Origin of the sequence: Aeromonas hydrophila subsp. hydrophila ATCC 7966 (assembly GCF_000014805.1) — a bacterium.
Taxonomy (GTDB): Bacteria; Pseudomonadota; Gammaproteobacteria; order Enterobacterales; family Aeromonadaceae; genus Aeromonas; species Aeromonas hydrophila.
This window is the reverse complement of the sequence record NC_008570.1, coordinates 2,518,017-2,542,620: the sequence shown is the minus strand read 5'-3', so window position 1 is coordinate 2,542,620 and position 24,604 is coordinate 2,518,017. Positions and strand designations below refer to the sequence as shown.

The window sequence follows — 24,604 nt, the reverse complement described above, 5'->3', positions numbered from 1 at the left end:
TGACTCAGCGTCCTTTGGGATCGAGTTCGACGGGGGCCTTGGTGGGGAGCTGGACAGTCTCTTGCAGCCGCCATTCGTGGTTGAAGGCATCCACCCGCACGTGCCACTTGCCGGTGAGCGGCTTGTCGAGCAGCAGGCGATAGACGCCGTTGCCGTCGGCGGTCACCATGTGCTCGCTGTCCATGCCGGCGAGGGTGGGGTGAAACAGGGAGAGGTAGAGCGCCTGGCCAGCCGGGATATCGCCCGACAGCGGCTTGAGGGTCAGCTCGTTGCCGTTGACCTCCAGCGCGATGTGGATGTTGAGGGCTTCGGAGCGATCAAACTTGCTGAGATCCTGATTAATCTCCTTGCCTTGCTTGTAATAGTCTTCGGCCACCAGATTGACGCCATCCTTGCTGGCGATGATCGCCGTGCTGATGCTGCCGATCACGGCTGCGGTCGGGAGGGCGATGATGAACCAGGGCCAGAATTGGCGATACCAGGGTTGGGACATAGTGCTACTACCGTGAAACCAGTGATTAACGAAACAGAGGAATTTCAGTCAACACAAGATAACAAAAAGCCTCGAAGAGTCGAGGCTTTTTGCTGAGTAATCACGTGTTTATCACATGTTACTGCTTATTTTGCTGGTCGTTGTGGGACAAGCTGTAAACGTAGGAGGCGAGCAGGTGCACCTTGTCTTCACCCAGAATATCCTTCCAGGCCGGCATCACGCCGTGACGACCGTGGGTGATGGTCTGCTCGACCACCTGACGGGAACCGCCATAGAGCCAGGTGTTGTTGGTGAGATCCGGCGCTCCGAAGGCGATGCCGCCCTTGGCGTCCGGACCGTGACAGGCGGCGCAGATGGTGAAGCGCGCTTCACCCTTCTTGGCTTCCACCATGTCCACCTTGCGACCGGAGAGGCTCAGCACGTAGGAGGCCACTTCCTTGACCCCGTCCTTACCGAGGATCTCGCCCCAGGCTGCCATCACGCCCTGACGACCACCCATGATGGTGGTCTTGATCTGGTCGGGCGCGCCGCCCCATTGCCATTCGCTGTCGGTCAGGTTCGGGAAACCGCGACCACCGCGGGCATCGGAGCCATGGCACTGGGAGCAGTTCTGCAGGAACAGACGCTGACCCACCTTGCGGGCTTCCGGATCGGCGGCGATCTCTTCGATGGCGCGATAGGTCTTGCCATCGGCCTGATAGGCCAGCTCACGGAACTTGGCACCGTAGATCTCGTCGGCCTTGATGAGCTCGCGATCGTATTCCACCGCGCGCCCTTCAGCCTTGGCGGAGGCCGCCGCAGCCTTGGACTCGGCCAGCGAGCGTACGTCCTGGTTGGAGCTCTGCCAGCCCAGTACGCCCTTGAAGTTGCCAAGGCCCGGGAAGGCAATCAGATAGACCAGACCGGTGACGATGAAGAAGAGGAACATGTAGGTCCACCACTTCGGCAGCGGGTTGTTGATCTCTTCGATGCCGTCGAAGGCGTGTCCCATGGACTTGCCCTCTTCCACCCCCATCTTGTCGCGCAGGCACCAGACCAGCAGCAAGAAGCAGCCGAGGATGGTCCCCAGACTGATGACGGTGACAAAAATGCTAAACAAAGTGCTCATTATTGTTTCGCTCCTGCGTTCTTGTTATCAGCACTGGGTTGCTCGTCGTCGGCAAAAACCAGATTGGCAGCCTCGTCGAAGGAGGTCTTGCGGCGCTTGCTGTAGGCCCAGACGATGATGCCGATCATGATGGCCATCAACAGCAGGGTATACAGGCCGCGAAATGTGCCGTAATCCATATCCTGACTCCTTTATTTCAGGGCATGACCCAGTGATTGCAGATAGGCTACCAGCGCATCCAGCTCGGTCTTGCCCTTCACGGCCTCGCCGGCACCCTGAATGTCGGCATCCGTGTAGGGTACGCCGAAGTGATCGCGGAACAGGGCCAGCTTCTTGCCAGTCAGTTCACCGGTCAGCACGTTGGTGTCGAGCCAGGGGAAGGCGGGCATGTTGGACTCGGGCACCACGTCGCGCGGGTTGATCAGGTGAGCACGGTGCCAGTCGTCGGAATAACGACCGCCGACCCGGGCCAGATCCGGACCGGTACGCTTGGAGCCCCACAAGAAGGGGTGCTCCCACACGCTCTCACCGGCGACCGAGTAGTGGCCGTAGCGCTCGGTTTCGGCGCGGAACGGACGGATCATCTGGCTGTGGCAGACGGTGCAGCCTTCGCGGATGAAGATGTCGCGCCCTTCCATCTGCAGAGCGGTATAGGGCTTGAGGCCCTCGACCGGCTCAGTGGTCTGCTTCTGGAAGAACAGTGGGGTGATTTCGACCAGGCCCCCCAGGCTGATGGCAAATATGATGCCGACCACCAGCATGGGAACGCTCTTTTCAAAGATCTCGTGACGGTTATTGTTGCTCATGCTTTGACCTCTTCAATCATGCTGGCTGTGCGACAGGTTCCAGGGAACCTTTGGGCGCAGTGATGGTGCGATAGGCGTTGTAGGCCATCAGCAACATGCCGGTGACAAAGAAGCAGCCACCCAGGAAGCGCACGAAGTAGAAGGGATAAGAGGCCTGCAGCGCTTCTACGAAGCTGTAGGTCAGGGTGCCGTCGTCGTTGACCGCACGCCACATCAGACCCTGCATCACCCCGGAAATCCACATGGCGACGATGTAGAGCACGGTGCCCACGGTAGCCAGCCAGAAGTGGACGTTGATGAGCTTGATGCTGTACATGCGGCCCTGGCCGAACAGGTTCGGGATCAGGTGGTACACGGCACCGATGGATACCATGGCAACCCAGCCCAGTGCGCCGGAGTGGACGTGACCGATGGTCCAGTCGGTGTAGTGGGAGAGGGCGTTGACGGTCTTGATCGCCATCATCGGGCCTTCGAAGGTGGACATGCCGTAGAACGACAGGGACACGATCAGGAAGCGCAGGATGGGGTCATAACGCAGTTTGTGCCAGGCACCGGAGAGGGTCATGATGCCGTTGATCATGCCGCCCCAGGAGGGTACGAACAGGATCAGGGACATCACCATGCCCAGCGACTGGGCCCAGTCAGGCAGCGCGGTATAGTGCAGGTGGTGCGGACCGGCCCAGATGTAGAGGGAGATCAGCGCCCAGAAGTGAACGATGGAGAGACGGTAGGAGTAGACCGGACGACCCGCCTGCTTGGGCACGAAGTAATACATCATGCCGAGGAAGCCGGCGGTCAGCAGGAAGCCTACCGCGTTGTGGCCATACCACCACTGCACCATGGCATCCATGGCGCCGGAGTACATGGAGTAGGACTTCATGCCGGAAAGCGGCACTTCCATGTTGTTGACGATGTGCAGCACGGCCACCGTGATGATGAAGGCACCGAAGAACCAGTTCGCCACATAGATGTGGGAGGTGGTGCGTTTGACCAGGGTGCCGAAGAAGACCACGGCATAGGCGACCCAGACGATGGTGATGGCGATATCAATCGGCCATTCCAGCTCTGCGTACTCCTTGGAGGTGGTGTATCCCAGCGGCAGCGAAATGGCGGCCGAGAGGATGATCGCCTGCCAGCCCCAGAACACGAAGGAGGCAAGCTTGCCGCCGAACAGTCGGGTTTGACAGGTGCGTTGCACCACATAGAAGGAGGTCGCCATCAGGGCGCTACAGCCAAACGCGAAGATCACCGCGTTGGTGTGCAGAGGGCGAAGGCGACTGTAAGTCAGCCAGGGAGTATCAAAGTTGAGGGCAGGCCAGATCAACTGGGCTGCGATCAGTACGCCAACCGACATGCCGACAATTCCCCAGACAATCGTCATGATGGTGAACTGGCGAACAACGGTGTAGTTGTACTCAGGATGGTTAGTTGTATGGCTCATCGTTGTATTCCGCTTCCGATGCTGCTGTTGTTTGATTTTGTGTCCAGTGACGTGGACCGACTTCATTGGCTACTGCCTTTTCTCTTGTTAACAACTGTTAATAAAAGGAAAAGCAAAAAGTAGCTAAATGAAAATTCAATGGGAATGATACTGAACTGACAGGTAAAATAACAGTATAAACAGTGATATATTTGGCTCCGTTGGGTCTCGCCTGTTCAATTATTTACCTTGCGCGAGATCACGAAAATGTCATTTTTCAGACATCTTACAAGGCTGTTTTTTCATGAAAGAGAGACTCACTTCACGCAAAATTGTCCATTTGGCGATCGTCCTGGCTATTTTGCTCGGATTGGTTGCCTATCGAACCTGGTTCGGCAACGCGCAGACCGCGGTAGCGGGATCAGAAAAAGATCAGATTTGTGATCTGTCCCACACCAGTTGCAACACCCAGCTGGGCGACAAGCCGTTGACCGTGCGTGTTGCCTCGCTGCCGGTGCAGGCCGAACGTGACTTTGTGATACAGCTTCAGGGCGGCGATCCGGCCGTGACGCCGGTGAAGGCGTGGCTGGAGGGGCGGGACATGTTCATGGGGACCATTCCGGTCAACTTTGAGGCCACCGAGCAGGGCTGGCAGGGGACTACGCTGGTGGGATCCTGCACCTCACCGCTGATGGTCTGGCTGCTCAATATCGAGTGGAGCAATGGCCAGCGCCAGCAACTGGCGCTCTCCGTCGCCCGCTAAATGCCTCGCCTGATTGAAGAAAGGATGGGGGGTGAGGTGAAAATTGATTTGAATTTTTCAGGCGGGGCGTTACCTTGCACTGATTATCAGGGAGTGAAGTTCATTTAATCATGATTGAAAAACAAGCATTTTATCGCACCCTCAACCAGCAGGCCCAGGCATTGCTGGAAGGGGAGCCGGATCTCATCGCCAACCTGGCCAACCTGTCTGCACTGCTCAACCAGGAGCTGGCCGACATCAACTGGGTCGGCTTTTACCTGTTGCAGGGCGAGACCCTGGTGCTCGGCCCGTTCCAGGGCAAGCCGGCCTGCGTGCGCATTCCGGTCGGGCGCGGGGTGTGTGGTACGGCGGTGGCCGAGGGCAAGACCCAGCTCATCGACGACGTGCACCAGTTTGAAGGTCACATCGCCTGCGACGGTGCCAGCAATGCTGAAATCGTGATCCCGCTGCGGCGTGGTGGCGAGATCATTGGCGTACTGGATATCGATAGTCCAATCTTTAACCGCTTTGATGCGCAAGACCGGATTGGACTGGAAGAAACGGTGCAAATTTTGGAAAGCATGCTCTAAGTCATTGCTTGATGGTTCGCAAAAGGCCCCAAGCTCTCTATAATGGGGCCTTTGTTGTGCTCGGGTGTGCCCGCGCGTTTATATGAAAGCCAAGGTTATACATGGAAAACACTGAGAAGCTGAAGAACAGTAAAGAGATCGTTGCCTACCTGGTCGAGAAATTCCCGGCCTGCTTCATTGCTGAAGGAGAGGCCAAGCCGCTCAAGATTGGCATCTTCCAGGATTTGGCCGAGCGTCTTGCTGACGACGCCAGAGTCTCCAAGACCATGCTGCGTTCTGCTCTGCGTCAATACACCTCCAGCTGGCGTTACCTGCATGGCCTCAAGGCCGGCCAGGCCCGTGTCGATCTGGACGGCAATCCGGGCGAGCTGCTCACCGAAGAGCACATCGAGCACGCCAAGCAAGCCCTCAAAGAGAGCAAAGAGCGTGTCTTTGCCAGCCGTCGTACCAACACCAAAGAAGAGAAGGCCAAGCAGCCACGTCGTCCTGCCCCGCGCAAGGCCGATGCTGCCGCCAAATCCGACAAGCCGAAAGCCGCTCCCAAGGCTGCTCCCGTCGCTGTCGAAGCACCGCTGGTCAAAGTGGATGCCGCAACCCTGAAAGTGGATCAGGGCGTCCGGGTTGTGCTGGGCAAGTCTCCGGTGCCGGCCACCATCAAGGAAGTGACCAAGGATGACGTTCAGGTTCAATTGCAGACCGGCATGATGCTGCGGGTCAAATTCGAGCACCTGGTTCTCTAAGGAGACAAATGTTGAAGCATGGCGTAATTCGTTTTTCCCTCGTTGCCTGTAGCCTGGCGCTTGCCGGGCTTGCACAGGCCATCGAGCCGGTGCTCAAGGAAAGTGATTTGCCTGTGTTGGCTCAGGAGAGCCAACATGCTACGGCTAGCAAGCGAATTGCCAATCTGTTTACCCGCTCGCATTACAAGCAGTTCAAGCTGGACGATGCCTTTTCCTCCGTGATCTTTGACAAGTATCTGGAGAATCTGGACTACAGCCGCAACCTGTTTCTGGCCTCTGATATCAGCCGCTTTGAAAAGTACCGTACCGGTTTTGACACCGACCTCGAGAGAGGGCGGCTGGCCCCGGCTTACGAGATGTTCAATCTGAGTCAGCAGCGGCGTTATGAGCGGTTCGAATACGCCCTCAAACTGCTCGATACTCCTTTCGATTTTACCCAGTCCGACAACTACATCTTTGATCGGGAAGGGGCGGCTTGGCCGAAAGACGAAGCCGAACTCAACGAGTTGTGGCGCCAGCGGGTCAAGTTCGATGCCCTGAGCCTCAAGCTCAGCGGCAAGGAGTGGCCCGAGATCAAGGAACTGCTTGGCAAGCGTTACAACAACGCCATCAAGCGGATGTCCCAGACCGAGAGCGAGGACGTGTTCCAGCTCTTCATGAACTCCTTCGCCCGCGCCATCGAACCACACACCAGCTATCTGTCTCCGCGCAGCGCCGATCGTTTCAACACTGAGATGAACCTTTCGCTGGAGGGGATTGGTGCCGTGCTGCAGGCCGAGGATGACTTCACCGTCATTCGCTCTCTGGTGCCCGGTGGCCCGGCTGCCAAGTCCAACCACCTCAAGCCCGATGACAAGATCGTCGGGGTAGGGCAGGACGACGGCAAGATTGTCGATGTGATCGGCTGGCGTCTCGATGACGTGGTCGAACTCATCAAGGGACCAAAAGGCAGCAAGGTGAAGCTGGAGATCCAGCGTGGCAAGGGCGCCGCCGCCAAGACCGAGCAGATCGAGCTGGTGCGCGACAAGGTGCGTCTGGAAGACCGAGCCGCCAAGTCCAAGGTGATCACCGCCGAAGGCAAGAAGATCGGGGTGCTCGAGATCCCGAGTTTCTACGTCAACCTGCACGATGACGTGATCAAGGAGCTCTCCAGCCTCAACAAGCAGAAGATCGATGGCCTCATCGTCGATCTGCGTGGCAACGGCGGCGGCGCGCTGACCGAAGCCTCTGCCCTGAGCGGCCTGTTCTTTGCCAGCGGTCCCGTAGTGCAGATCCGGGATCACATGGGCCGCATCACCGTCAACGGTGATGACGACGGCAACGTCTACTACGGTGGCCCCATGTCGGTGATGATCGACAGATACAGCGCCTCGGCCTCCGAGATCTTTGCCGCCGCCATGCAGGATTACGGCCGGGCCCTGATCCTCGGCGAGAACTCGTTCGGCAAGGGCACAGTGCAGCAGCATCGCAGCCTCGCCAAGGTGTACGACTTCTACGAGCAGCCGCTCGGTCACGTGCAGTACACCATCGCCAAGTTCTACCGGATCAACGGTGGCAGCACCCAGAACAAGGGCGTCGCCCCGGACATCAGCTTCCCGACCGCGGTGGCACCGGAAGAGACAGGCGAGAGCCGTGAGTTCAATGCCTTGCCGTGGGACAAGATTGCATCGGCCAAGTACGACAAGCTCGGCAACTTCGCCAGCCTGCTGCCCAAGCTGCAGTCTGCCCACGAGGCGCGGATCAACAAGGATCCGGAGTTTGCCTACGTGATGCAGGACATTGCCGACTACAAGGAGGAGAAAGACAAGAAGTCGGTCTCCCTCAACGAGGCGGAACGTCTGGCGGATCAGGCCAAGCAGGACGAGAAGGCTCTCAAACGCACCAACGAGCGCCTTGCCCGTCTCGGCAAGCCGGCGGTGAAGAGTCTGGATGAACTGCCTGCCGATTTCGAGGCCCCCGACGAGTATCTGGTCGAGGCAGCCAACATCACGGCGGATCTGGCCAAGCTCAGCAAACGCAGCTGATCATCGGCGAGTCAATTAATCAACAAGGGCGACTGAAGTCGCCCTTTCTTTTGCCTGAATGCAAACTATTTGACCCTGCCAACCGGTTGTGACAGCCTCTGACACGTCAATTACAAGCGTGGAAGCAAACAATAATGACCGATCACTCCCAGGCCATGACGGCCAAATATCGCCAGGATTACCGGGCTCCGCTCTACTGGATCGACAGCATCGATCTCGACTTTCAACTGCAGGAGCCGCTGACCCAGGTGACCGCCATCTCCCGTCTGCGGCGCAATGGCGAGCACAATGAACCGTTGGTGCTGGATGGGGAGGGGCTCTCTCTGCACAGCGTCAGAGTGGACGGGGTGCCCTTCACCCAGTACGAGCAGGGCGAGAGCAGCCTGACCCTGTTCAACCTGCCGGCCGAGTGCGTGCTGACCATAGTCACCCTGCTGGATCCGGCTGCCAACACCGCGCTGGAAGGGCTCTACAAGTCCGGCGACGCCTACTGCACCCAGTGTGAGGCAGAAGGGTTCCGACGCATCACCTATTACCTGGACCGGCCGGACATTCTGGCCCGTTACAGCACCCGCATCACCGCCGACAAATCCCAGTTCCCTTTCCTGCTCTCCAACGGCAACAAGGTCGACAGCGGCGATCTGGGTGACGGCCGCCACTTCGTGCAGTGGCAGGATCCCTTCCCCAAACCGAGCTACCTGTTTGCCCTGGTGGCCGGGGACTTCGACGTGGAGCGCAGCCATTACACCACCAAGAGCGGCCGCAAGGTGGCCCTCGAGATCTTCGTCGACAAGGGCAACCTGGATCGCGCCGGTTTCGCCATGGAGAGCCTCATCAACTCCATGCGCTGGGACGAGCAGCGCTTCGGCCTCGAGTACGACCTCGACATCTATATGATCGTGGCGGTGGACTTCTTCAACATGGGCGCCATGGAGAACAAGGGGCTCAACATCTTCAACTCCAAGTTCGTGCTGGCCAACCCGGCTACCGCCACCGACAGCGACTACCACGGCATCGAGCGGGTGATCGGCCACGAATACTTCCACAACTGGACGGGCAACCGCGTCACCTGCCGCGACTGGTTCCAGCTCAGTCTGAAAGAGGGGCTGACCGTGTTCCGGGATCAGGAGTTCTCCTCCGATCTGGGCTCGCGCGGGGTTAATCGCATCAATAACGTGCGCACCGTGCGCGGCCCGCAGTTTGCCGAAGATGCCGGCCCCATGGCCCACCCCATCCGCCCGGATGTGGTGATTGAGATGAACAACTTCTACACCCTGACCGTCTACGAGAAGGGCTCGGAAGTGATCCGCATGCTGCACACCCTGCTGGGTGAGGCCGCCTTCCAGGCAGGCATGCGCCTCTATTTCGAGCGCTTTGACGGTCAGGCCGTCACCTGTGATGACTTCGTGCAGGCGATGGAAGATGCCTCCGGAGTGGATCTCGGCCGCTTCCGCCGCTGGTACAGCCAGTCCGGCACTCCCGAGCTCACTGTGACCGACGAGTACGATGCCGAAAGCGGCGTCTATCGTCTGCACGTGAGCCAGCACACCCCGCCGACCCAGGATCAGCCGCAAAAACTGCCGCTGCATATTCCGCTCGACATCGAGCTCTATGATGAGCAAGGGGCCGTCATCCCGCTGCAGTATCAGGGCAAGGCCATCGGCAACGTGCTCGACCTGCTGGAAGCGGAGCAGACCTTCGTGTTTGATCGGGTGGCGGTCAAGCCGGTGCCCTCCCTGCTGCGGGACTTCTCGGCCCCGGTGAAGCTGCATTTTGACTACAGCGACGAAGCGCTGGCCTTCCTGATGCGCCATGCCCGCAACGAGTTTGCTCGCTGGGATGCGGCGCAGATGCTGATCAACAAGGCAGTCATCGAAGGCGTGGCCCGAGTGCAGCACGGACAGGGGGTTGAGCTCTCCCAGACCCTGCTGGCGGCCTTTGTTGCCATTCTGGATGACGGCGAGCTGGACCCGGCCCTCAAGGCGGAGATCCTGGCGCTGCCGGGTGAGGCGACCCTGGCCGAGCTGTTCGAGGTGGCCGACATCGATGCCATCCATCAGGTGCGCAACGAGATCCACACCTCGCTGGCCCACGCCTTCGGTGCCCGGCTGACGGCCACCTACGAGAGCCTGCGCCTGCCGGCTTATCAGGTGGTGCACGCCGACATGGCCAAGCGGGCCCTCAAGGGGGTCGTGCTGGGCTACCTGGCGGCGCTCGACGCCGGCAGTGCCGATCTGCTGGTACGCCATCAATATGCCACCGCCGACAACATGACCGATACCCTGGCGGCGCTGCAGGTGGCCAACAGCCATCTGCTGCCGTGCCGCTCCGAGCTGCTGGCCGATTTCGAAGGCAAGTGGGCCAAGGATGGTCTGGTGCTGGACAACTGGTTGCGACTGGTGGGCTCCAAGCCGGCGGAAGACGTGCTGGAGGAGGTGAAGCAGGCGATGGCGCATCCCACCTTCAGCATCCGCAACCCGAACCGGCTGCGGGCGCTGGTGGCCAGTTTTGCCATGAACAACCAGGTGCAGTTCCATGCGCGCGATGGTCGCGGCTACCGCTTCCTGACCGACCTGCTGATCGAGCTCAACGAGGTCAATCCGCAGGTAGCCTCCCGCCTCATCACCCCGCTCATTCAGTTCAAGCGGCTCGATGAGGGGCGCAAGGCGCTGATCCGCACCGAGCTGACCCGTCTGGCCAACCTCGAGGGGCTGGCACGGGATCTGTTCGAGAAAGTGAGCAAGGCACTGCAGCAGTAAACCCGACGGGGTGGGGGAGCCATCTCCCACCCTTTCAACACCCGGGCCGTTTATCAGACCAGAGGAGTCATCGTGAAGCAGTTTACCTTTCGCCTGTCCCTGAGCCACGACGAGGTCATGCTGATGTATCAGGGCCATGCCAAACGGCTGGTGGTACGCAGCGAGCAGGGGCTGACCCTGGAGCTGGGCATTGAGAAAATCCGGCCTTTCGTCGCCATCAGCGGGGTACATGGCTATTTTCGCCTCAAAACCCAGGATGATTATCGCTTTATCAGCCTCGAACGCATAAATTAACAAAACTTGAACATATTTCCGCGCAATTCACTGCTTTCAGTCACTATCTATCCGGTAAATCCGTAACCATCCAGTGGGATTTTCTGTTTTTTGCCAGAACGGCAAAATTTTTCACAGCTTAAGGCGTGATCTGACCCTTGTTTTTAACAACTCATTATCACCTTTGCTCGCCTTCCTTGATCCAAGACATTACACTTCGCAGCAACTCTGTACCGGTGGGCATCCAGGGTGGATGTCTCTGTGTCGGTGGTTAATGTCGTCCGATAAGGAATATAGAAATGGCATTGAAAGACGCCCCTACCTCAGTTCTGCTCGAAAACGTTCTCAGCCTGATCCATCAGAAGTTGCCCAAGAAGAGTGCCTCCCTGGTCGAGTGCTTCGTCGCCAAGTTCTACGGCAACATGGCGAGCACCGATCTGCACGATCGCAATGACAGCGATCTCTATGGCGCCGCGCTCAGCCTGTGGAATGCGCTCAACCAGCGCACCTCGACCTCCCCCTATATCCGGGTCTACAATCCAGAGCTGACCCGCCATGGCTGGCAGTCTCCCCATACCATCGTCGAGATCATCCTGCAGGACTCCCCCTTCCTGGTGGACTCCATCCGCATGGCGCTCAAGCGCCGGGGCATCACGGCGCACATGATGCTGCACCAGCCGCTGCACCTCATTCGCGGCAACGAGGGCAAGATCAGCGCCATTCTGGATCTCGACAACAGCGCCGAACAGACCTCCGTCGAGACCGCCTTCCTCATCGAAATCGATCACCTCACCAGCGAGGAGCAGATGGAAGGGTTGACCGCCGAGCTCAACTCGGTGGCCGGTGAAGTGGCCCTGGCTGTCGGTGACTGGCAGCCGATGCTGGCACGTTTGAACGAGATCATCGCCGAGCTGCCCAAACGCAAGAACCCGGTCAGTCAGGCCGAAGTAGACTCCTGCGTTGCCTTCCTCAAGTGGGTAGCCGCCCATAACTTCACCCTGATGGGCTATCGCCGCTACGACGTCAAGGCGGTGGAGGGGGATCACGAGATCCTGCCCCAGGCGGACTCCAGCCTGGGCCTGATGAAGAACTCCATCAAGGAAGTGGGGCAGCGGCTTGGCAACATGCCGGCCAGTGCCCGTCACGCGGCGCTCAGCTCAGACTTGCTGATCCTCACCAAGTCCAACAGCAAGTCGCGGGTGCATCGCCCGGCGTATGTGGATTACATCGGCATCAAGCGCTTCGACGAGCACGGCAAGGTGGTGGGAGAGGATCGCTTCATCGGCCTGTATGCCTCCTCCATCTACAACACCAGCGCGACCCAGATCCCGCTCATCAGTCACCGTCTCGAGCACATTATGGCTGCCTCCGGTCACGAGAAGGGCTCCCACGCCTACAAGGCGCTGCTGAACGTGCTGGAAACCTACCCGCGCGACGAGCTGATCCAGGCCCGTGAAGAGGAGCTGCTGGCCACCGGTCTTGGCGTGCTGGAGATGCAGGAGCGCGACATGCTGCGCCTGTTCGTGCGCCGCGACGTGTACGGCCGTTTCTTCTCCTGCATGGTCTACGTCACCAAGGAGCGCTACAACACAGCGCTGCGGGTCAAGACCCAGCAGATCCTGCAGAAGTATTTTGGCAGCAGCGAAGAGGTGGAGTTCAACGTCTACTTCACCGAGGGCGTACTGGCACGGACCCACTACATAGTGCGGGTCAACAACAACAACGTGGATGTGGATGTGAACGAAGTACAGAACAACCTGATTGAAGCGGCCCGCAGCTGGGATGATCGCCTCGACTCCGTGCTGCTCTCTCACTACGGTGAAGCCCGCGGCAACGAACTGCGCCGCCGTTTCAGCACCGCCTTCCCCCGCGCCTACAAGGAAGATGTGCTGCCGGGTTCCGCCGTGGCCGACATCATGGAGCTGGACAACCTGAGCGAGGCCAATCCGCTCGGCATGCTGTTCTACCGCGCCCAGGAGGAGGAGAACGATCGCCGGGTCCGTCTCAAACTGTTCCACCGCACCGAACCCATCCACCTCTCCGATGTGCTGCCCATGCTGGAAAACATGGGGCTGCGCGTCATCGGCGAAACCCCGTATCAGGTGCGCACCCCGGCGGGCGACATCTTCTGGATCCTCGACTTCTCCATGCTGCTGCATGGCGAGCAGCCGTTCGATCTGGAGCAGAGCCAGCAGCGCTTCCAGCAGGCTTTCGCAGCCATCTGGAACAAGCAGCTGGAAGATGACGGCTTCAACCGCCTGGTGCTGGGGGCCGGCCTTACCGGTCGTCAGGTCTCGGTGCTGCGCGCCTATGCCAAATACATGCGTCAGACCGGCGTCTCCTTCAGTCAGTCCTATATCGAAGAGACCCTGACCCGCTACCCGGATATCGCCCAGCTGCTGTTCACCCTGTTCGAACAGCGCCTTGATCCGGCCGGCAAGCAGGACGCCAAGCTTCAGGCCAAGCTGCACGAGCAGCTCGCCGCCAAGCTGGATCAGGTCGCCAACCTGGACGACGATCGCATCATCCGCCGCTATGTGGAGATGATCGACGCCACCCTGCGCACCAACTACTACCAGCTGGACAAGGCGGGCAACATCAAGCCCTACATCTCCTTCAAGCTGGCCCCCTCCAGCATTACCGACATGCCGCTGCCGCTGCCCAAGTTCGAGATCTTCGTCTACTCGCCGCGGGTGGAAGGGGTGCACCTGCGCTGGGGCAAAGTGGCCCGTGGCGGTCTGCGCTGGTCTGATCGCAAGGAGGACTTCCGTACCGAAGTGCTGGGTCTGGTCAAAGCCCAGCAGGTGAAGAACACCGTCATCGTACCGGTCGGTGCCAAGGGCGGCTTCTACTGCAAACAGATGCCGGCGGGCGCCCCCCGTGCCGTCATCCAGGAAGAGGGCAAAGCCTGCTATCGCCTGTTTATCCGCGGCCTGCTCGATGTGACTGACAACATCATCGGTGGCGAGGTGATCCCGCCGAAATCCGTGGTGCGTCACGACGAGGATGACTACTACCTGGTAGTGGCCGCCGACAAGGGCACTGCGACCTTCTCCGACATCGCCAACGAAATAAGCCTGGAATATGGCCACTGGCTGGGTGACGCGTTCGCCTCCGGCGGCTCGGTCGGCTATGACCACAAGAAGATGGGCATCACCGCCCGCGGCGCCTGGGAATCGGTCAAGCGGCATTTTCGCGAGATCGGCGTCAACTGCCAGACCACCGACTTTACCTGTGTCGGCATCGGCGACATGGCGGGGGACGTGTTCGGCAACGGCATGCTGCTCTCCGAGCACACCCAGCTGGTGGGTGCCTTCAACCACATGCACATCTTCATCGACCCGACCCCCAATGCGGCCAAGAGCTTCGTCGAGCGCAAGCGGCTGTTCGAGCTGCCCGGCTCCAGCTGGGATGACTACAACCGGGAGCTGATATCACAAGGGGGCGGCATCTTCCTGCGCTCGGCCAAGTCTATCAAGCTGAGCCCCGAGATCCAGACCCTGCTCGGCACCGACAAGGCCAGCATGGCGCCGAACGAGCTGATCAAGGCGCTGCTCTGCCTGAACGTCGATCTGCTGTGGAATGGCGGCATCGGCACCTATGTGAAGAGTTCCCGCGAGAGCGACGCCGAAGTGGGCGATCGCAGCAACGACGTGCTGCGGGTCAATGGCCGCGATCTGCGGGCCCGCATCGTGGGTGAGGGCGGTAACCTCGGCTTTACCCAGCTGGGCCGGGTGGAGTACGCCAGCCAGGGTGGACGCATCAACACCGACTTCACCGACAACGTGGGCGGGGTGGATTGCTCCGACAACGAGGTGAACATCAAGATCCTGCTTAACCAGCTGGTGGCGGCCGGTGACCTGACCCTCAAGCAGCGCAATCAGATGCTCTATGAGATGACCGACGACGTGGCGCAGATTGTCATCACCAACGCCTATCGCCAGTCCCAGTCCATCTCGGTGACCAGTTTCCGTGGTGCCGAGCAGCTCAAGGAGCAGCAGCGTTTCATCCAGGGGCTGGAGCGGGAAGGCAAGCTGGACCGTGCCCTGGAGTTCCTGCCCTCCGACGAGGAGCTCTCCGAGCGGATGGCGGCGGGGCAGGGGCTGACCCGACCCGAACTGGCGGTGCTGGTGGCCTACGGCAAGATGGTACTGAAAGAGCAGCTCAACTGCCCGGAAGTGACCGACGAGCCGTTCCTCGCCAACATGCTGGTGACCAGCTTCCCGGCCAAGCTGCAGCAGCAGTTCGGGGCGGCACTGGCCCAGCATCCGCTGCGCGGCGAGATCATCGCGACCCGGGTAGCCAACATGCTGGTCAACGACATGGGGCTCAACTTCGCCAGCCGGATGAAGGATGAGACCGGTGCCTCGGTGGCGGAAGTGGCCTGCTGCTTTGCCATGGCCCGCGAGGTATTTGGCCTCAACCAGCTGTGGCGCGACATCGAAGGGTGTGACAACCTGGTAGGGGCAGAGACCCAGCTCGAACTGATGTTCTACAGCCGTCGCATCGTGCGCCGTGCCACTCGCTGGTTCCTGCGCGCCCGCAATCGCAGCTGGAGCATCAGCGAGAACATCGCCTTCTTCCGCCCGGCCTTCGAGACCTTAGGAAAGCACCTCTACGAGGTGATGGACGAGAGCGAAGTGGCCGAGCACCAGCAAGCGGTCACGGCGTTGGTGGCCAAACAAGTGCCACAGGCCATCGCCCGTCAGGTAGCCCACATGAGCAGCCTCTTCTCCAGCCTGGATCTGGCGCAGATCGCCGCGGAGCACAAGACCGACATCCTGCGTGCCGCCAACGTCTACTACCGTCTCGGCGCCAAGCTGGATCTGCACTGGTTCCTCGACCAGATCAACCATCAACCGGTGGGCAACCACTGGCAGGCGATGGCGCGGGCCTCCTTCCGCGAAGATCTGGACTGGCAGCAGCGCAGCCTCACTTCCGTGGTGCTGGAAGGGTGCAAAGATCAGGGAGAATGCGCTACCATACTGGCCGACTGGATTTCGGAGCATGAGCAACTCTTGTCCCGTTGGACCCACATGTTGGCCGACTTCAAGACCACCAGTACCCACGAGTTCGCCAAGTTCTCGGTGGCCTTGCGGGAGTTGAACCTGCTCCAGTTGAATTGCCGAGCACTGTAATTGCCAGTTAAGGCATAACAGCGGTATCACACCCAAAGCCCCGGCCAGTTGCCGGGGCTTTTTTTAAGGAGCAAACATGCTGTACCCTCTTGCCAGGCATTTCCTGTTCAAGCTCAACCCGGAACAGGCGCACGATCTCTCCATCAAATATTTGCCCCGCCTTCTCGGTACGCCGCTTGATTGTTTCTTCCGCCACTCCTTGCCCAAACGCCCCGTCACTGTCATGGGGCTTTCTTTTGCCAATCCGGTGGGGCTGGCGGCCGGTCTGGACAAGGATGGCGAGTGTATCGATGCCTTCGGGGCCATGGGATTCGGGTTTATCGAGGTCGGTACCGTCACCCCCAGACCCCAGAGCGGCAATGACAAGCCACGTCTGTTCCGGGTGATTCCGGCAGAGGGGATCATCAACCGGATGGGTTTCAACAACAAAGGGGTCGACCATCTGGTTGCCCAGGTCAAGAAAGCCAAATATCAGGGGGTGATTGGCATCAATATCGGCAAGAACAAGGACACCCCCATCGAGCAGGGCAAGGATGATTACCTGATCTGCATGGACAAGGTGTATGACCAGGCCGGTTATATTGCCGTCAATATCTCTTCTCCCAATACGCCGGGGTTGCGTTCGCTGCAATATGGCGATGCGCTGGATGAACTGTTGGCCGCCCTCAAGGTTCGTCAGCAGGAGCTGGCCGCGCAATATAAGAAATACGTGCCACTGGCCGTTAAAATTGCGCCGGATTTGACTCCGGATGAAATTAATCAGGTAGCTGCATCCTTGATAAAAAATGGCATTGATGGGGTGATTGCCACCAATACCACCCTTGAGCGCGACATGATTTATGACATGCCCCATGCCGCTGAAGCGGGTGGCCTCAGCGGTCGTCCGCTGCAGCACAAGAGCACCGAAGTGATCCGCCAGCTGGCCAAGGCACTGGATGGCGCGCTGCCCATTATTGGCGTCGGTGGCATCGACAGTGCCATGGCGGCCCGCGAGAAGTTGGCCGCGGGTGCCAGTCTGGTCCAGATTTACAGCGGCTTTATTTACAAAGGGCCGGATCTGGTCAAAGAGATTGTGACCCATATATAAGAAATAAATCGGTGCCCTTTATTTAAAGTTGCTGAAATTCTCGACATGGAATAAAGTCGAGTAACGACTTTCAGTAAGGGCACCTGCATGTGTATCCAACCCAATGACAATTGGCAGTGGCATTATGATGCTCATGATGATCGTCTGATGCTGGATTTATCCGATCGCATGATCTTCGCCACCGAATATAAAGGGCGACAATTGGTGCCCAGCTCCTTCACCACCCAGCCTTTTTGCGTGGATGATGCAGCGCTCTATTATCAGTTAATGGACAGGGTTGCCGAACTGGAGTGGAGCGTACCGCATCAGGTTCAGCTGGTACTCAATGCCATCGCCGTCAGCCGCTTTTACAAACCCCTGATGCCACAAAGCTGGTTCTTTGGGGAAACCCACCCCGCCATTATTCCCGAAACCGGTGCACTGGTGTGCATGGGCACCCCACACGGCAAAGGGGAGTTTCTGGTGATCGAGGCAGGTGAACAGGCCAGCGTCTGTTTGAACCTGACTGACGATCTGATATTGACCACCAGCAAGACACTGCCCCGTTTTGGTGTCATCAAGGTGATGAACAATCGCATGAGCCCAAGGCCGGTGGCACAGGCGCAATATCGCCAAGTGAGTTGAACCTCGGTATTTTATAGCAAGCCTTTATCCTCTCATTCGGCTTATCCCGATGAACCTCCACTCATCCTCATTCTGTTCCTATCATTAGCCTTGATTATTTCAGGCGACTGCTTTGTGCAAAAAACGCCCTCCGATCAATTTGATAAGAGGGCGGCAAACACACACTACAGGAGGAATAAGCGGTTGTATCAACAACACGGGGTTATTCTAAATCCTGTAGTTTCTCTTGAAACCTGATAGATATGACAGTCGGACAATAGCGAGATGAACAGGGAGGAGATGAAAAAATAGCCCTCCCGTTTACGGACGATAACGGGAGGGCCAAACACGGGGTTTACAGAAAGGACTTGCTCTGTCGTGGGAAATAATAACGAGTTGAGTCTTGTTTGACGCCTGTCAGATATAGCAGCGGGACAGCTCGCCTATTCCTGACCATGGCCATGTCATATATGGTTGCAGCCTCAGCAAGGTAATGCCGTGCCAATAAGAGATGCCGGAGTGCACCAGGTTATTGTTTGAACTTTCCGAGCGGTTGGTACATTTTTTATTCGTCAGATCCTTCCTGTGCGCATGCCTCGCCAGAACGGCCAAAAGGTCGGAGGCGGCGCATGTCAGATACCCTCGGTTTATGTCGTCACTGGCAAGCTTTTGCTGCTCCGGATCGCGGCTTAAGGTATAATGCGGCACTATTTTTATGGGTTCCCCGTGAGCGTGATGAAAGAATTTTTTGCAACCTGCCCCAAAGGGCTGGAAAACCTGTTGGCCGTCGAGCTGACCAACCTGGGCGCAGAGCAGGTCCGTGAGACCGTGGCTGGCGTGCATTTCAAAGGCGAACTGGCCATTGGCTACAAGGCCTGTCTGTGGAGCCGTTTCGCCTCTCGCATCGTGCTGGTGCTGTCCGAATTCCAGATGAACGACGATCTGGATCTCTATCTGGGCGCCCACACCATTCCCTGGGAAGAGCACTTCTCCGGTACCTCCACCATTGCGGTGGACTTTACCGGTACCAACCCCGCCATTCGCAATACCCAGTACGGTGCGCTGAAGATCAAGGATGCCATCGTCGATCGCTTTACCAAGCGCGGTCATGTGCGTCCTGACGTGGACAAGAAGTCGCCGGATATTCGCATCATGGCGCACCTGGGCAAGGGCAAGGCCAATATCACGCTGGACTTGTCAGGCCCCGCGCTGCACCAGCGTTTCTACCGTCAGGGCACCGGTGAGGCGCCGCTCAAAGAGAACCTGGCCGCCGCCATGATTGCCCGTAGCGGCTGGGCCGGCGAGCCCATGATGGACCCCATGTGTGGCTCCGGTACGCTGCTGGTGGAAGCTGCCTTTATCGCCGCCGACATGGCACCGGCCCTGCGCCGCGAGCGCTTCGGGTTCGATCGCTGGCTGCAGCACGATAGCGAGCTGTGGCAGAGCCTGCTGATGGAGGCTCAGGTTCGGGCCAAGCGCGGCATGCAGCGGTGTGAAGTTAAGCTGTTTGGTTGTGATGCCGACAGCCGCGTGCTGCTCAAAGCCCGCGACAACGCCAAAGCCGCCGGCGTGGCCCATCTCATCACCTTCAAACAGGCCGATGTCACTGCGCTGGAAAACCCGCTGCCGATGCCGGCCCCTGTTGAAGGGGAAGAAGGTCAAGGGGAGGCTCGTCAGGTCGGCATGCTGATCTCAAACCCGCCCTATGGCGAGCGTCTTGGCGAGTTCCCGGCACTGCTGGAAGTGCACCAGGCCCTCGGCGATGCCCTGCGTCGCAGCTTCCAGGGCTGGAAAGTCTCCATTCTTTCCGCATCCCCCGAGCTCTTGAGCTGTCTGCGTCTGCGCGCAGACAAGCAGTATCGCCTGTTCAACGGCGCCCTCGAATGTCAGCTGCGCAACTACCAGATTGCACAGGACTCTGTTGCTTCCCAGAAAGAGGTGGCGCAGGACTTTGCCAACCGTCTGCGTAAGAATCTGAAGACCCTGGAGAAGTGGGCACAGAAAGAGAACCTCGACTGCTATCGCCTCTACGACGCCGATCTGCCTGAGTACAACGCCGCCATCGACCGTTATCAGGACTATCTGGTGGTGCAGGAGTACGCGGCGCCCAAGGATATTCCCGCACAGAAGACTCGTCAGCGTCTGCTCGACATGGTGCAGGCCGCCATCAAGGTGACCGGCATGGACGGCGAGAAGGTGATCCTGAAAGTGCGCGAGCGTCAGGAAGGCAAGCAGCAGTATCAGAAGCTCTCCGAAGAGCAGCACCGGATGGAAGTGCAGGAGTATGGCGCCCGTCTGTGGGTCAATCTCTATGACTATCTCGACACCGGTCTGTTCCTCGACCACCGTCAGACCCGCCGCATGCTGGGTCAGATGGCCAAAGGCAAGCGCTTCCTGAACCTCTTTGCCTACACCGGCAGTGCCACCGTGCACGCGGGGTTGGGCGGTGCCAGCGAAACCACCACGGTGGACATGTCTCGCACCTACCTCAACTGGGCACAAGACAACATGCGCCTCAACTCGCTGGTGGGCCGAGAGCACAAGTTCGTGCAGGCCGACTGCCTGAAGTGGCTCTCCGAGGCGGACGATCAGTACGACCTCATCTTCATCGATCCACCCACCTTCTCCAACTCCAAGCGGATGGATGAGAGCTTCGACGTGCAGCGCGATCACCTGCTGCTGATGCAGCACCTGAAGCGGCTGCTGGCCGCGGGTGGCACCCTGGTGTTCTCCAACAACAAGCGCCACTTCAAGATGGATCTGGCCGGTCTCGAGGCCATCGGTCTCAAGGCCCAGAACATCACCGGCAAGACCCGGCCCAAGGATTTCGAGCGCAACCAGCATATCCACAACTGCTGGATCATCACCCATGCGGAGGCCCAGGCCTGATGCTGACCCTGTTTCACACCGACGGCTGCCACCTGTGCGAACAGGCGTGGGCGCTGGTGGAGCAGGCCGGTCTTGCGGCTGACACTCGCCAGTGCGACATCATGGACGATGCGCAGTGGCTGGCAACCTATCGGGTCCGCATTCCGGTACTGCGCGATGAGGCGGGGCGTGAACTGGGTTGGCCCTTCACCCTGGCTGAGCTGCAAGCGTGGCTTGCCAGGCAGGGGTGAGCGGGCGATTTGACGATGAAACGGGGGGAGATCCAGTCTGCCACCCGTTTTTTCATTAGCAATAAGGAACAAGAATGGCTCTTTTGACATTGCACGGCGCGTCGTTGTCGTTCAGTGATTTTCCGCTGCTCGATCAGGCCGAGCTCACCATCGAGCGGGGCGAGCGCCTCTGTCTGGTGGGGCGCAACGGGGCGGGCAAGTCCACCCTGATGAAGGTCATCGCCGGCGAACTACCGCTCGATGATGGCCGCCTGGTGCTGCAACAAGATTTGAAAGTGACCCGTCTCGAGCAGGATCCCCCCGCGTCGAGCGAACTCACCGTGTTTGACTACGCCGCCGAAGGGCTGGCCGGGGCAGGGGAGCTGCTCAAGCAGTATCACCATATCTCCATGGAATTGGCACATGATGCCTCCGATGCCAACATCCGCAAGATGAGCCAGCTGCAGGAGCAGCTCGACTACCAGAATGGCTGGCAGTTCGAGACTCGCATCAACCAGGTGCTGACCCTGCTGGGTCTGGATCCTGACGTGACCCTCGACAGCCTCTCCGGCGGCTGGCTGCGCAAGGTGGCACTGGCCCGCGCGCTGGCCTGCGATCCGGACCTGTTGCTGCTGGACGAGCCGACCAACCACCTGGACATCGATGCCATCAACTGGCTGGAAGAGTTCCTCAAGGATTTTCGCGGCGCCATCGTCTTCATCTCCCACGACCGGGAGTTCATCCACAAGCTGGCGACCCGGATCATCGATCTGGACCGCGGCGTGATCACCTCCTGGCCCGGCAACTACGACGAGTACCTGCAGGGGAAAGAGGAGTGGTTGCGGGTCGAGGAGCTCAAGAACGCCGAATTCGATCGCAAGCTGGCCCAGGAAGAGGTGTGGGTACGCCAGGGGATCAAGGCCCGTCGTACCCGCAATGAGGGGCGAGTGCGCGCCCTCAAGGCGATGCGGATGGAGCGGACCCAGCGCCGTGAACTGCAGGGCAAGGCCAAGCTGCAGCTGGATGAGGCAAGCCGCTCCGGCAAGCTGGTATTTGAAAGTGAAGGCCTGGGGCTGGACTTTGGTGATCGCACCCTGTTCCAGGGGCTGGATCTGCAGGTGCTGCGCGGCGACAAGATTGCGCTGGTCGGCCCCAACGGCTGCGGCAAGTCGACGCTTATCAAGCTGCTGCTCGGTCAGTTGAGCCCAAGTCGTGGCACGGTCAAGGGGGGCACCAATCTGGAAGTGGCCTACTTCGATCAGTACCGCGAGCAGCTCGATCCCGAGAAGACGGTGGTGGACAACGTCGGGGAGGGCAAGCAGGAAGTGATGGTGCGCGGCCGCTCCCGCCACATACTCGGTTACCTGCAGGACTTCCTGTTTGAACCAAAACGGGCACGCACCCCGGTGAAAGCCTTGTCAGGGGGCGAAAAAAACCGTTTACTGTTGGCCAAATTGTTCTTGAAGCCCAGTAATTTACTGATCCTCGATGAACCAACCAACGACCTGGATGTCGAAACGCTGGAATTGCTGGAAGAGCTGCTGGCGGACTACCCCGGCACCCTGTTGCTGGTGAGCCACGATCGTCGTTTCATCGACAATACCGTAACCGGTTGCTGGTTGTTTGAAGGGGACGGGCAGATCAGCGATTATGTGGGCGGTTACGCCGACATGATGGCCACCCGTGCTCAACAACAGGCACAGCAGTCTGCGCAGCACGTCGTCAAACAGGTGCAGAGCAAAACGCCAGAGCCTGTCGTGGCGCCGGCGCCTGCTGCCACAAAAGCCAAAAAGCTCTCTTACAAGTTGCAGCTGGAGCTGGATAATCTACCGGCTCGACTGGAACAGCTGGAGGCAGAGCTGGATGCCCTGCAGACCGAGATCAACCACCCCGGTTTCTTCTCCCTGCCGAGCGACCAGACTCAAGCCAAACTGGATGCCCTGAATGCAGCAGAGGCTGCATTGGAACAAGCCTTCTCCCGTTGGGAGGAGTTGGAAGCGTTGAAACATCAGGACTAAGGAAGTAGATGAAAAAGCAATTATCCATGCTGGCCATTCTGGTCAGCGCCAGCCTGCATGCCCAGGCGGCACAAAGTCCCTTTTTCACCATTGTCGATGGGTCCGACAAGGGTTACGCCAGCGGGATCAGCGGCGACGGCAACGGGCTCATCGGGATCAATACCAAGAACAACATGGCCGAACACTTCTCGACCGTGCGCTTCGCCGACTTCCTGGTCGATCGTTTCCGTTTCGAGCAGGGCTGCATGCTCTCCAACTCGGTCTGCAACTCCTTCTGGAACGACAACAGCAACTTCGCCTATCAGTGGCGTCGTGACTTCCTCGACGGGGTCGACCAGCGCAACAACGTAGGTTACGTGCAGCTGGGCGAGACCGATGGTCTGGTGACAGCGTTGGGTGACGTACCCGGTACCCGGGCAGGCTACAAGATGAGTGGCAAGCTGCGCACAGCCTTCGCCGTGGTCGAGGAGGGCAACCCTGTCGAGTTGAAAGACGGTGCTGGCACTCACAGCCTGAGCGTACCGACCAGTATCAAGAAACTGGACAACGGCCAGTATCTGGTGACCGGTACCGCCGCCACCGGCAAGGATATCGTCGTTAATTCCGAAACCTACAACTGGTGCTTTGCCGGCAACGACGGCCAGTACGGCGACTACCGCTACTGCCCGGGCCTCAACACCCAGGCCAGCTTCTGGCTGGTCAACAGTACCGGCACCTTCAACAAGCTGCTGCAGGCCAACGAGTATGCCCGCGCCCGCAACGAAGTGGTGCAGACCGCCTCCGCGCTCGGGGTGGGTAAATTCAACGGCAATCTGTACGGGGTAGGGTACTCCTCCACCGGCGAGATCGGCACCAACTACCTGGACGGCCGCAACCTGGCCGCTTACTGGACACTGGATCTGGATGGCAGCAAGGTAGGCACTACCCGGATCATCCCGCTGGCCGAAGGCGAGCCCGGCAAGGATGACGCCAAGCTGCAACACAGCTGGGCCGTGGGGGTCAACGACAACGGTTATGTGATCGGCAACCAGCTCTATCGCATCAACAAGGGCCAGAACCGCCCGGTCGAGATGTTCGTGTTCAACCTGAACACACCGACCACCAATGCCGTGGTCTCCCTGCAGGACAAGCCGCTCAGCGGCTCCGGCTCGGAAGCGGCCGCCATCAACAACCACAACATGGTGGTTGGCTGGCGTGATTCCCGCCATCAGACCCAGCCCGTGGTCAACGGCACCAACCGCATGCAGGAAGGCTTCCTGCTCAACGCGGCGACCGGCAACAACTGGTATCTGAACGATCTCATCTGTGGTCTGGATGATGCAGGAGCCAAGCAGTGTGCCCAGAACGGTTACTACTACCACATCGCTTATGCCAGCGGCATCAGCAGCAACGGTACCGTCGCAGCCACGGCTTATCGCTACAACAGCGAGAGCGATCTGAACAACCGCACCAATGCTACCGTGGTCAGCGTCAAGCTGGCGCCAGTCGTAACCGACTACAAGAACAACGATCCGGCCGGTTATGTGGTCGCCAACGCACCGGTCAACAACCAGACCGGTCAGGATGGCGGCAGCGGTGGCGGCAGCCTGTTCTGGTTGACTCTGCTGGCCTTGCCATTCGCCTGGCTGCGCCGTTTCCAGCGCTAAAAAGTTGTGTCACTAAAAATTAATGCGGTTCAGTGTCTTGTGTCACAATGACCGGATAA

The 24,604-nt window shown here is 59.1% G+C and carries 18 protein-coding genes; 13 read left to right on the top strand and 5 right to left on the bottom strand.

The annotated features are described in order from the left end of the window. Positions 1-4: 4 nt before the first annotated feature. From AHA_RS11620 to ccoN, 5 genes are all read right to left on the bottom strand, one after another. A complete protein-coding gene (locus AHA_RS11620) occupies positions 5-493 on the bottom strand; it encodes a FixH family protein (protein WP_011706148.1) in 489 nt (162 codons plus the stop codon). A 118-nt stretch (positions 494-611) separates the two neighbouring features. Continuing rightward, positions 612-1,601: a cytochrome-c oxidase, cbb3-type subunit III gene (gene ccoP / locus AHA_RS11615; protein WP_011706147.1), complete on the bottom strand. Its 990-nt coding sequence runs from the start codon at positions 1,599-1,601 to the stop codon at positions 612-614. Continuing rightward, a complete protein-coding gene (locus AHA_RS11610; RefSeq protein WP_005300779.1) occupies positions 1,601-1,780 on the bottom strand; it encodes a CcoQ/FixQ family Cbb3-type cytochrome c oxidase assembly chaperone in 180 nt (59 codons plus the stop codon). The genes ccoP and AHA_RS11610 overlap by 1 nt, the downstream gene beginning before the upstream one ends. 12 nt (positions 1,781-1,792) lie before the next feature. Further along, complete coding sequence (ccoO, locus tag AHA_RS11605) at positions 1,793-2,407, bottom strand: cytochrome-c oxidase, cbb3-type subunit II (RefSeq protein ID WP_005300783.1); 615 nt, start codon at positions 2,405-2,407, stop codon at positions 1,793-1,795. A gap of 16 nt (positions 2,408-2,423) precedes the next feature. Next, entirely contained in the window at positions 2,424-3,848 is a 1,425-nt protein-coding gene (gene ccoN, locus AHA_RS11600) for a cytochrome-c oxidase, cbb3-type subunit I (RefSeq protein ID WP_016350679.1), read from the bottom strand. Positions 3,849-4,131: 283 nt separating this feature from the next. On the opposite strand from ccoN, the gene AHA_RS11595 reads away from it, so the two are divergent. The 13 genes from AHA_RS11595 (at position 4,132) to AHA_RS11535 (ending at position 24,545) form a co-directional block, all read left to right on the top strand. Beyond that, the gene (locus AHA_RS11595) at positions 4,132-4,590 is read left to right on the top strand and encodes a hypothetical protein (protein ID WP_011706145.1); all 459 of its coding nucleotides are present in this window, start codon (positions 4,132-4,134) and stop codon (positions 4,588-4,590) included. Between the two features lie 110 nt (positions 4,591-4,700). Next, positions 4,701-5,159 carry a GAF domain-containing protein gene (locus AHA_RS11590; protein WP_011706144.1) on the top strand — a complete coding sequence of 153 codons (459 nt, stop codon included), beginning with the start codon at positions 4,701-4,703 and terminating at the stop codon, positions 5,157-5,159. A gap of 101 nt (positions 5,160-5,260) precedes the next feature. Continuing rightward, the gene (gene proQ / locus AHA_RS11585; protein ID WP_011706143.1) at positions 5,261-5,899 is read left to right on the top strand and encodes an RNA chaperone ProQ; all 639 of its coding nucleotides are present in this window, start codon (positions 5,261-5,263) and stop codon (positions 5,897-5,899) included. An 8-nt stretch (positions 5,900-5,907) separates the two neighbouring features. Next, positions 5,908-7,923, top strand: a complete 2,016-nt coding sequence (gene prc / locus AHA_RS11580) for a carboxy terminal-processing peptidase (RefSeq protein ID WP_011706142.1) — start codon at positions 5,908-5,910, stop codon at positions 7,921-7,923. A 134-nt stretch (positions 7,924-8,057) separates the two neighbouring features. Continuing rightward, positions 8,058-10,682, top strand: coding sequence for an aminopeptidase N (gene pepN, locus AHA_RS11575; protein ID WP_011706141.1), 2,625 nt, complete (start codon positions 8,058-8,060; stop codon positions 10,680-10,682). A 72-nt stretch (positions 10,683-10,754) separates the two neighbouring features. Then, positions 10,755-10,976 (top strand): DUF2835 domain-containing protein, encoded by a 222-nt coding sequence (locus tag AHA_RS11570; RefSeq protein WP_005300804.1) that lies wholly within the window; start codon positions 10,755-10,757, stop codon positions 10,974-10,976. A 278-nt stretch (positions 10,977-11,254) separates the two neighbouring features. Next, positions 11,255-16,093: an NAD-glutamate dehydrogenase gene (locus AHA_RS11565; protein WP_011706140.1), complete on the top strand. Its 4,839-nt coding sequence runs from the start codon at positions 11,255-11,257 to the stop codon at positions 16,091-16,093. Between the two features lie 76 nt (positions 16,094-16,169). Next, complete coding sequence (gene pyrD, locus AHA_RS11560) at positions 16,170-17,180, top strand: quinone-dependent dihydroorotate dehydrogenase (protein ID WP_011706139.1); 1,011 nt, start codon at positions 16,170-16,172, stop codon at positions 17,178-17,180. 87 nt (positions 17,181-17,267) lie between these two features. Beyond that, entirely contained in the window at positions 17,268-17,804 is a 537-nt protein-coding gene (locus AHA_RS11555) for a cell division protein ZapC (protein WP_011706138.1), read from the top strand. Between the two features lie 678 nt (positions 17,805-18,482). Further along, a complete protein-coding gene (gene rlmKL / locus AHA_RS11550) occupies positions 18,483-20,672 on the top strand; it encodes a bifunctional 23S rRNA (guanine(2069)-N(7))-methyltransferase RlmK/23S rRNA (guanine(2445)-N(2))-methyltransferase RlmL (protein WP_164927650.1) in 2,190 nt (729 codons plus the stop codon). Further along, complete coding sequence (locus AHA_RS11545) at positions 20,672-20,902, top strand: glutaredoxin family protein (protein ID WP_011706136.1); 231 nt, start codon at positions 20,672-20,674, stop codon at positions 20,900-20,902. Before rlmKL ends, AHA_RS11545 begins: the two co-directional genes overlap by 1 nt. 74 nt (positions 20,903-20,976) lie before the next feature. After that, complete coding sequence (gene uup / locus AHA_RS11540; RefSeq protein ID WP_011706135.1) at positions 20,977-22,899, top strand: ATP-binding cassette ATPase Uup; 1,923 nt, start codon at positions 20,977-20,979, stop codon at positions 22,897-22,899. An 8-nt stretch (positions 22,900-22,907) separates the two neighbouring features. Then, positions 22,908-24,545 carry a DUF3466 family protein gene (locus tag AHA_RS11535; RefSeq protein WP_011706134.1) on the top strand — a complete coding sequence of 546 codons (1,638 nt, stop codon included), beginning with the start codon at positions 22,908-22,910 and terminating at the stop codon, positions 24,543-24,545. The last annotated feature ends 59 nt before the right edge of the window (positions 24,546-24,604 follow it).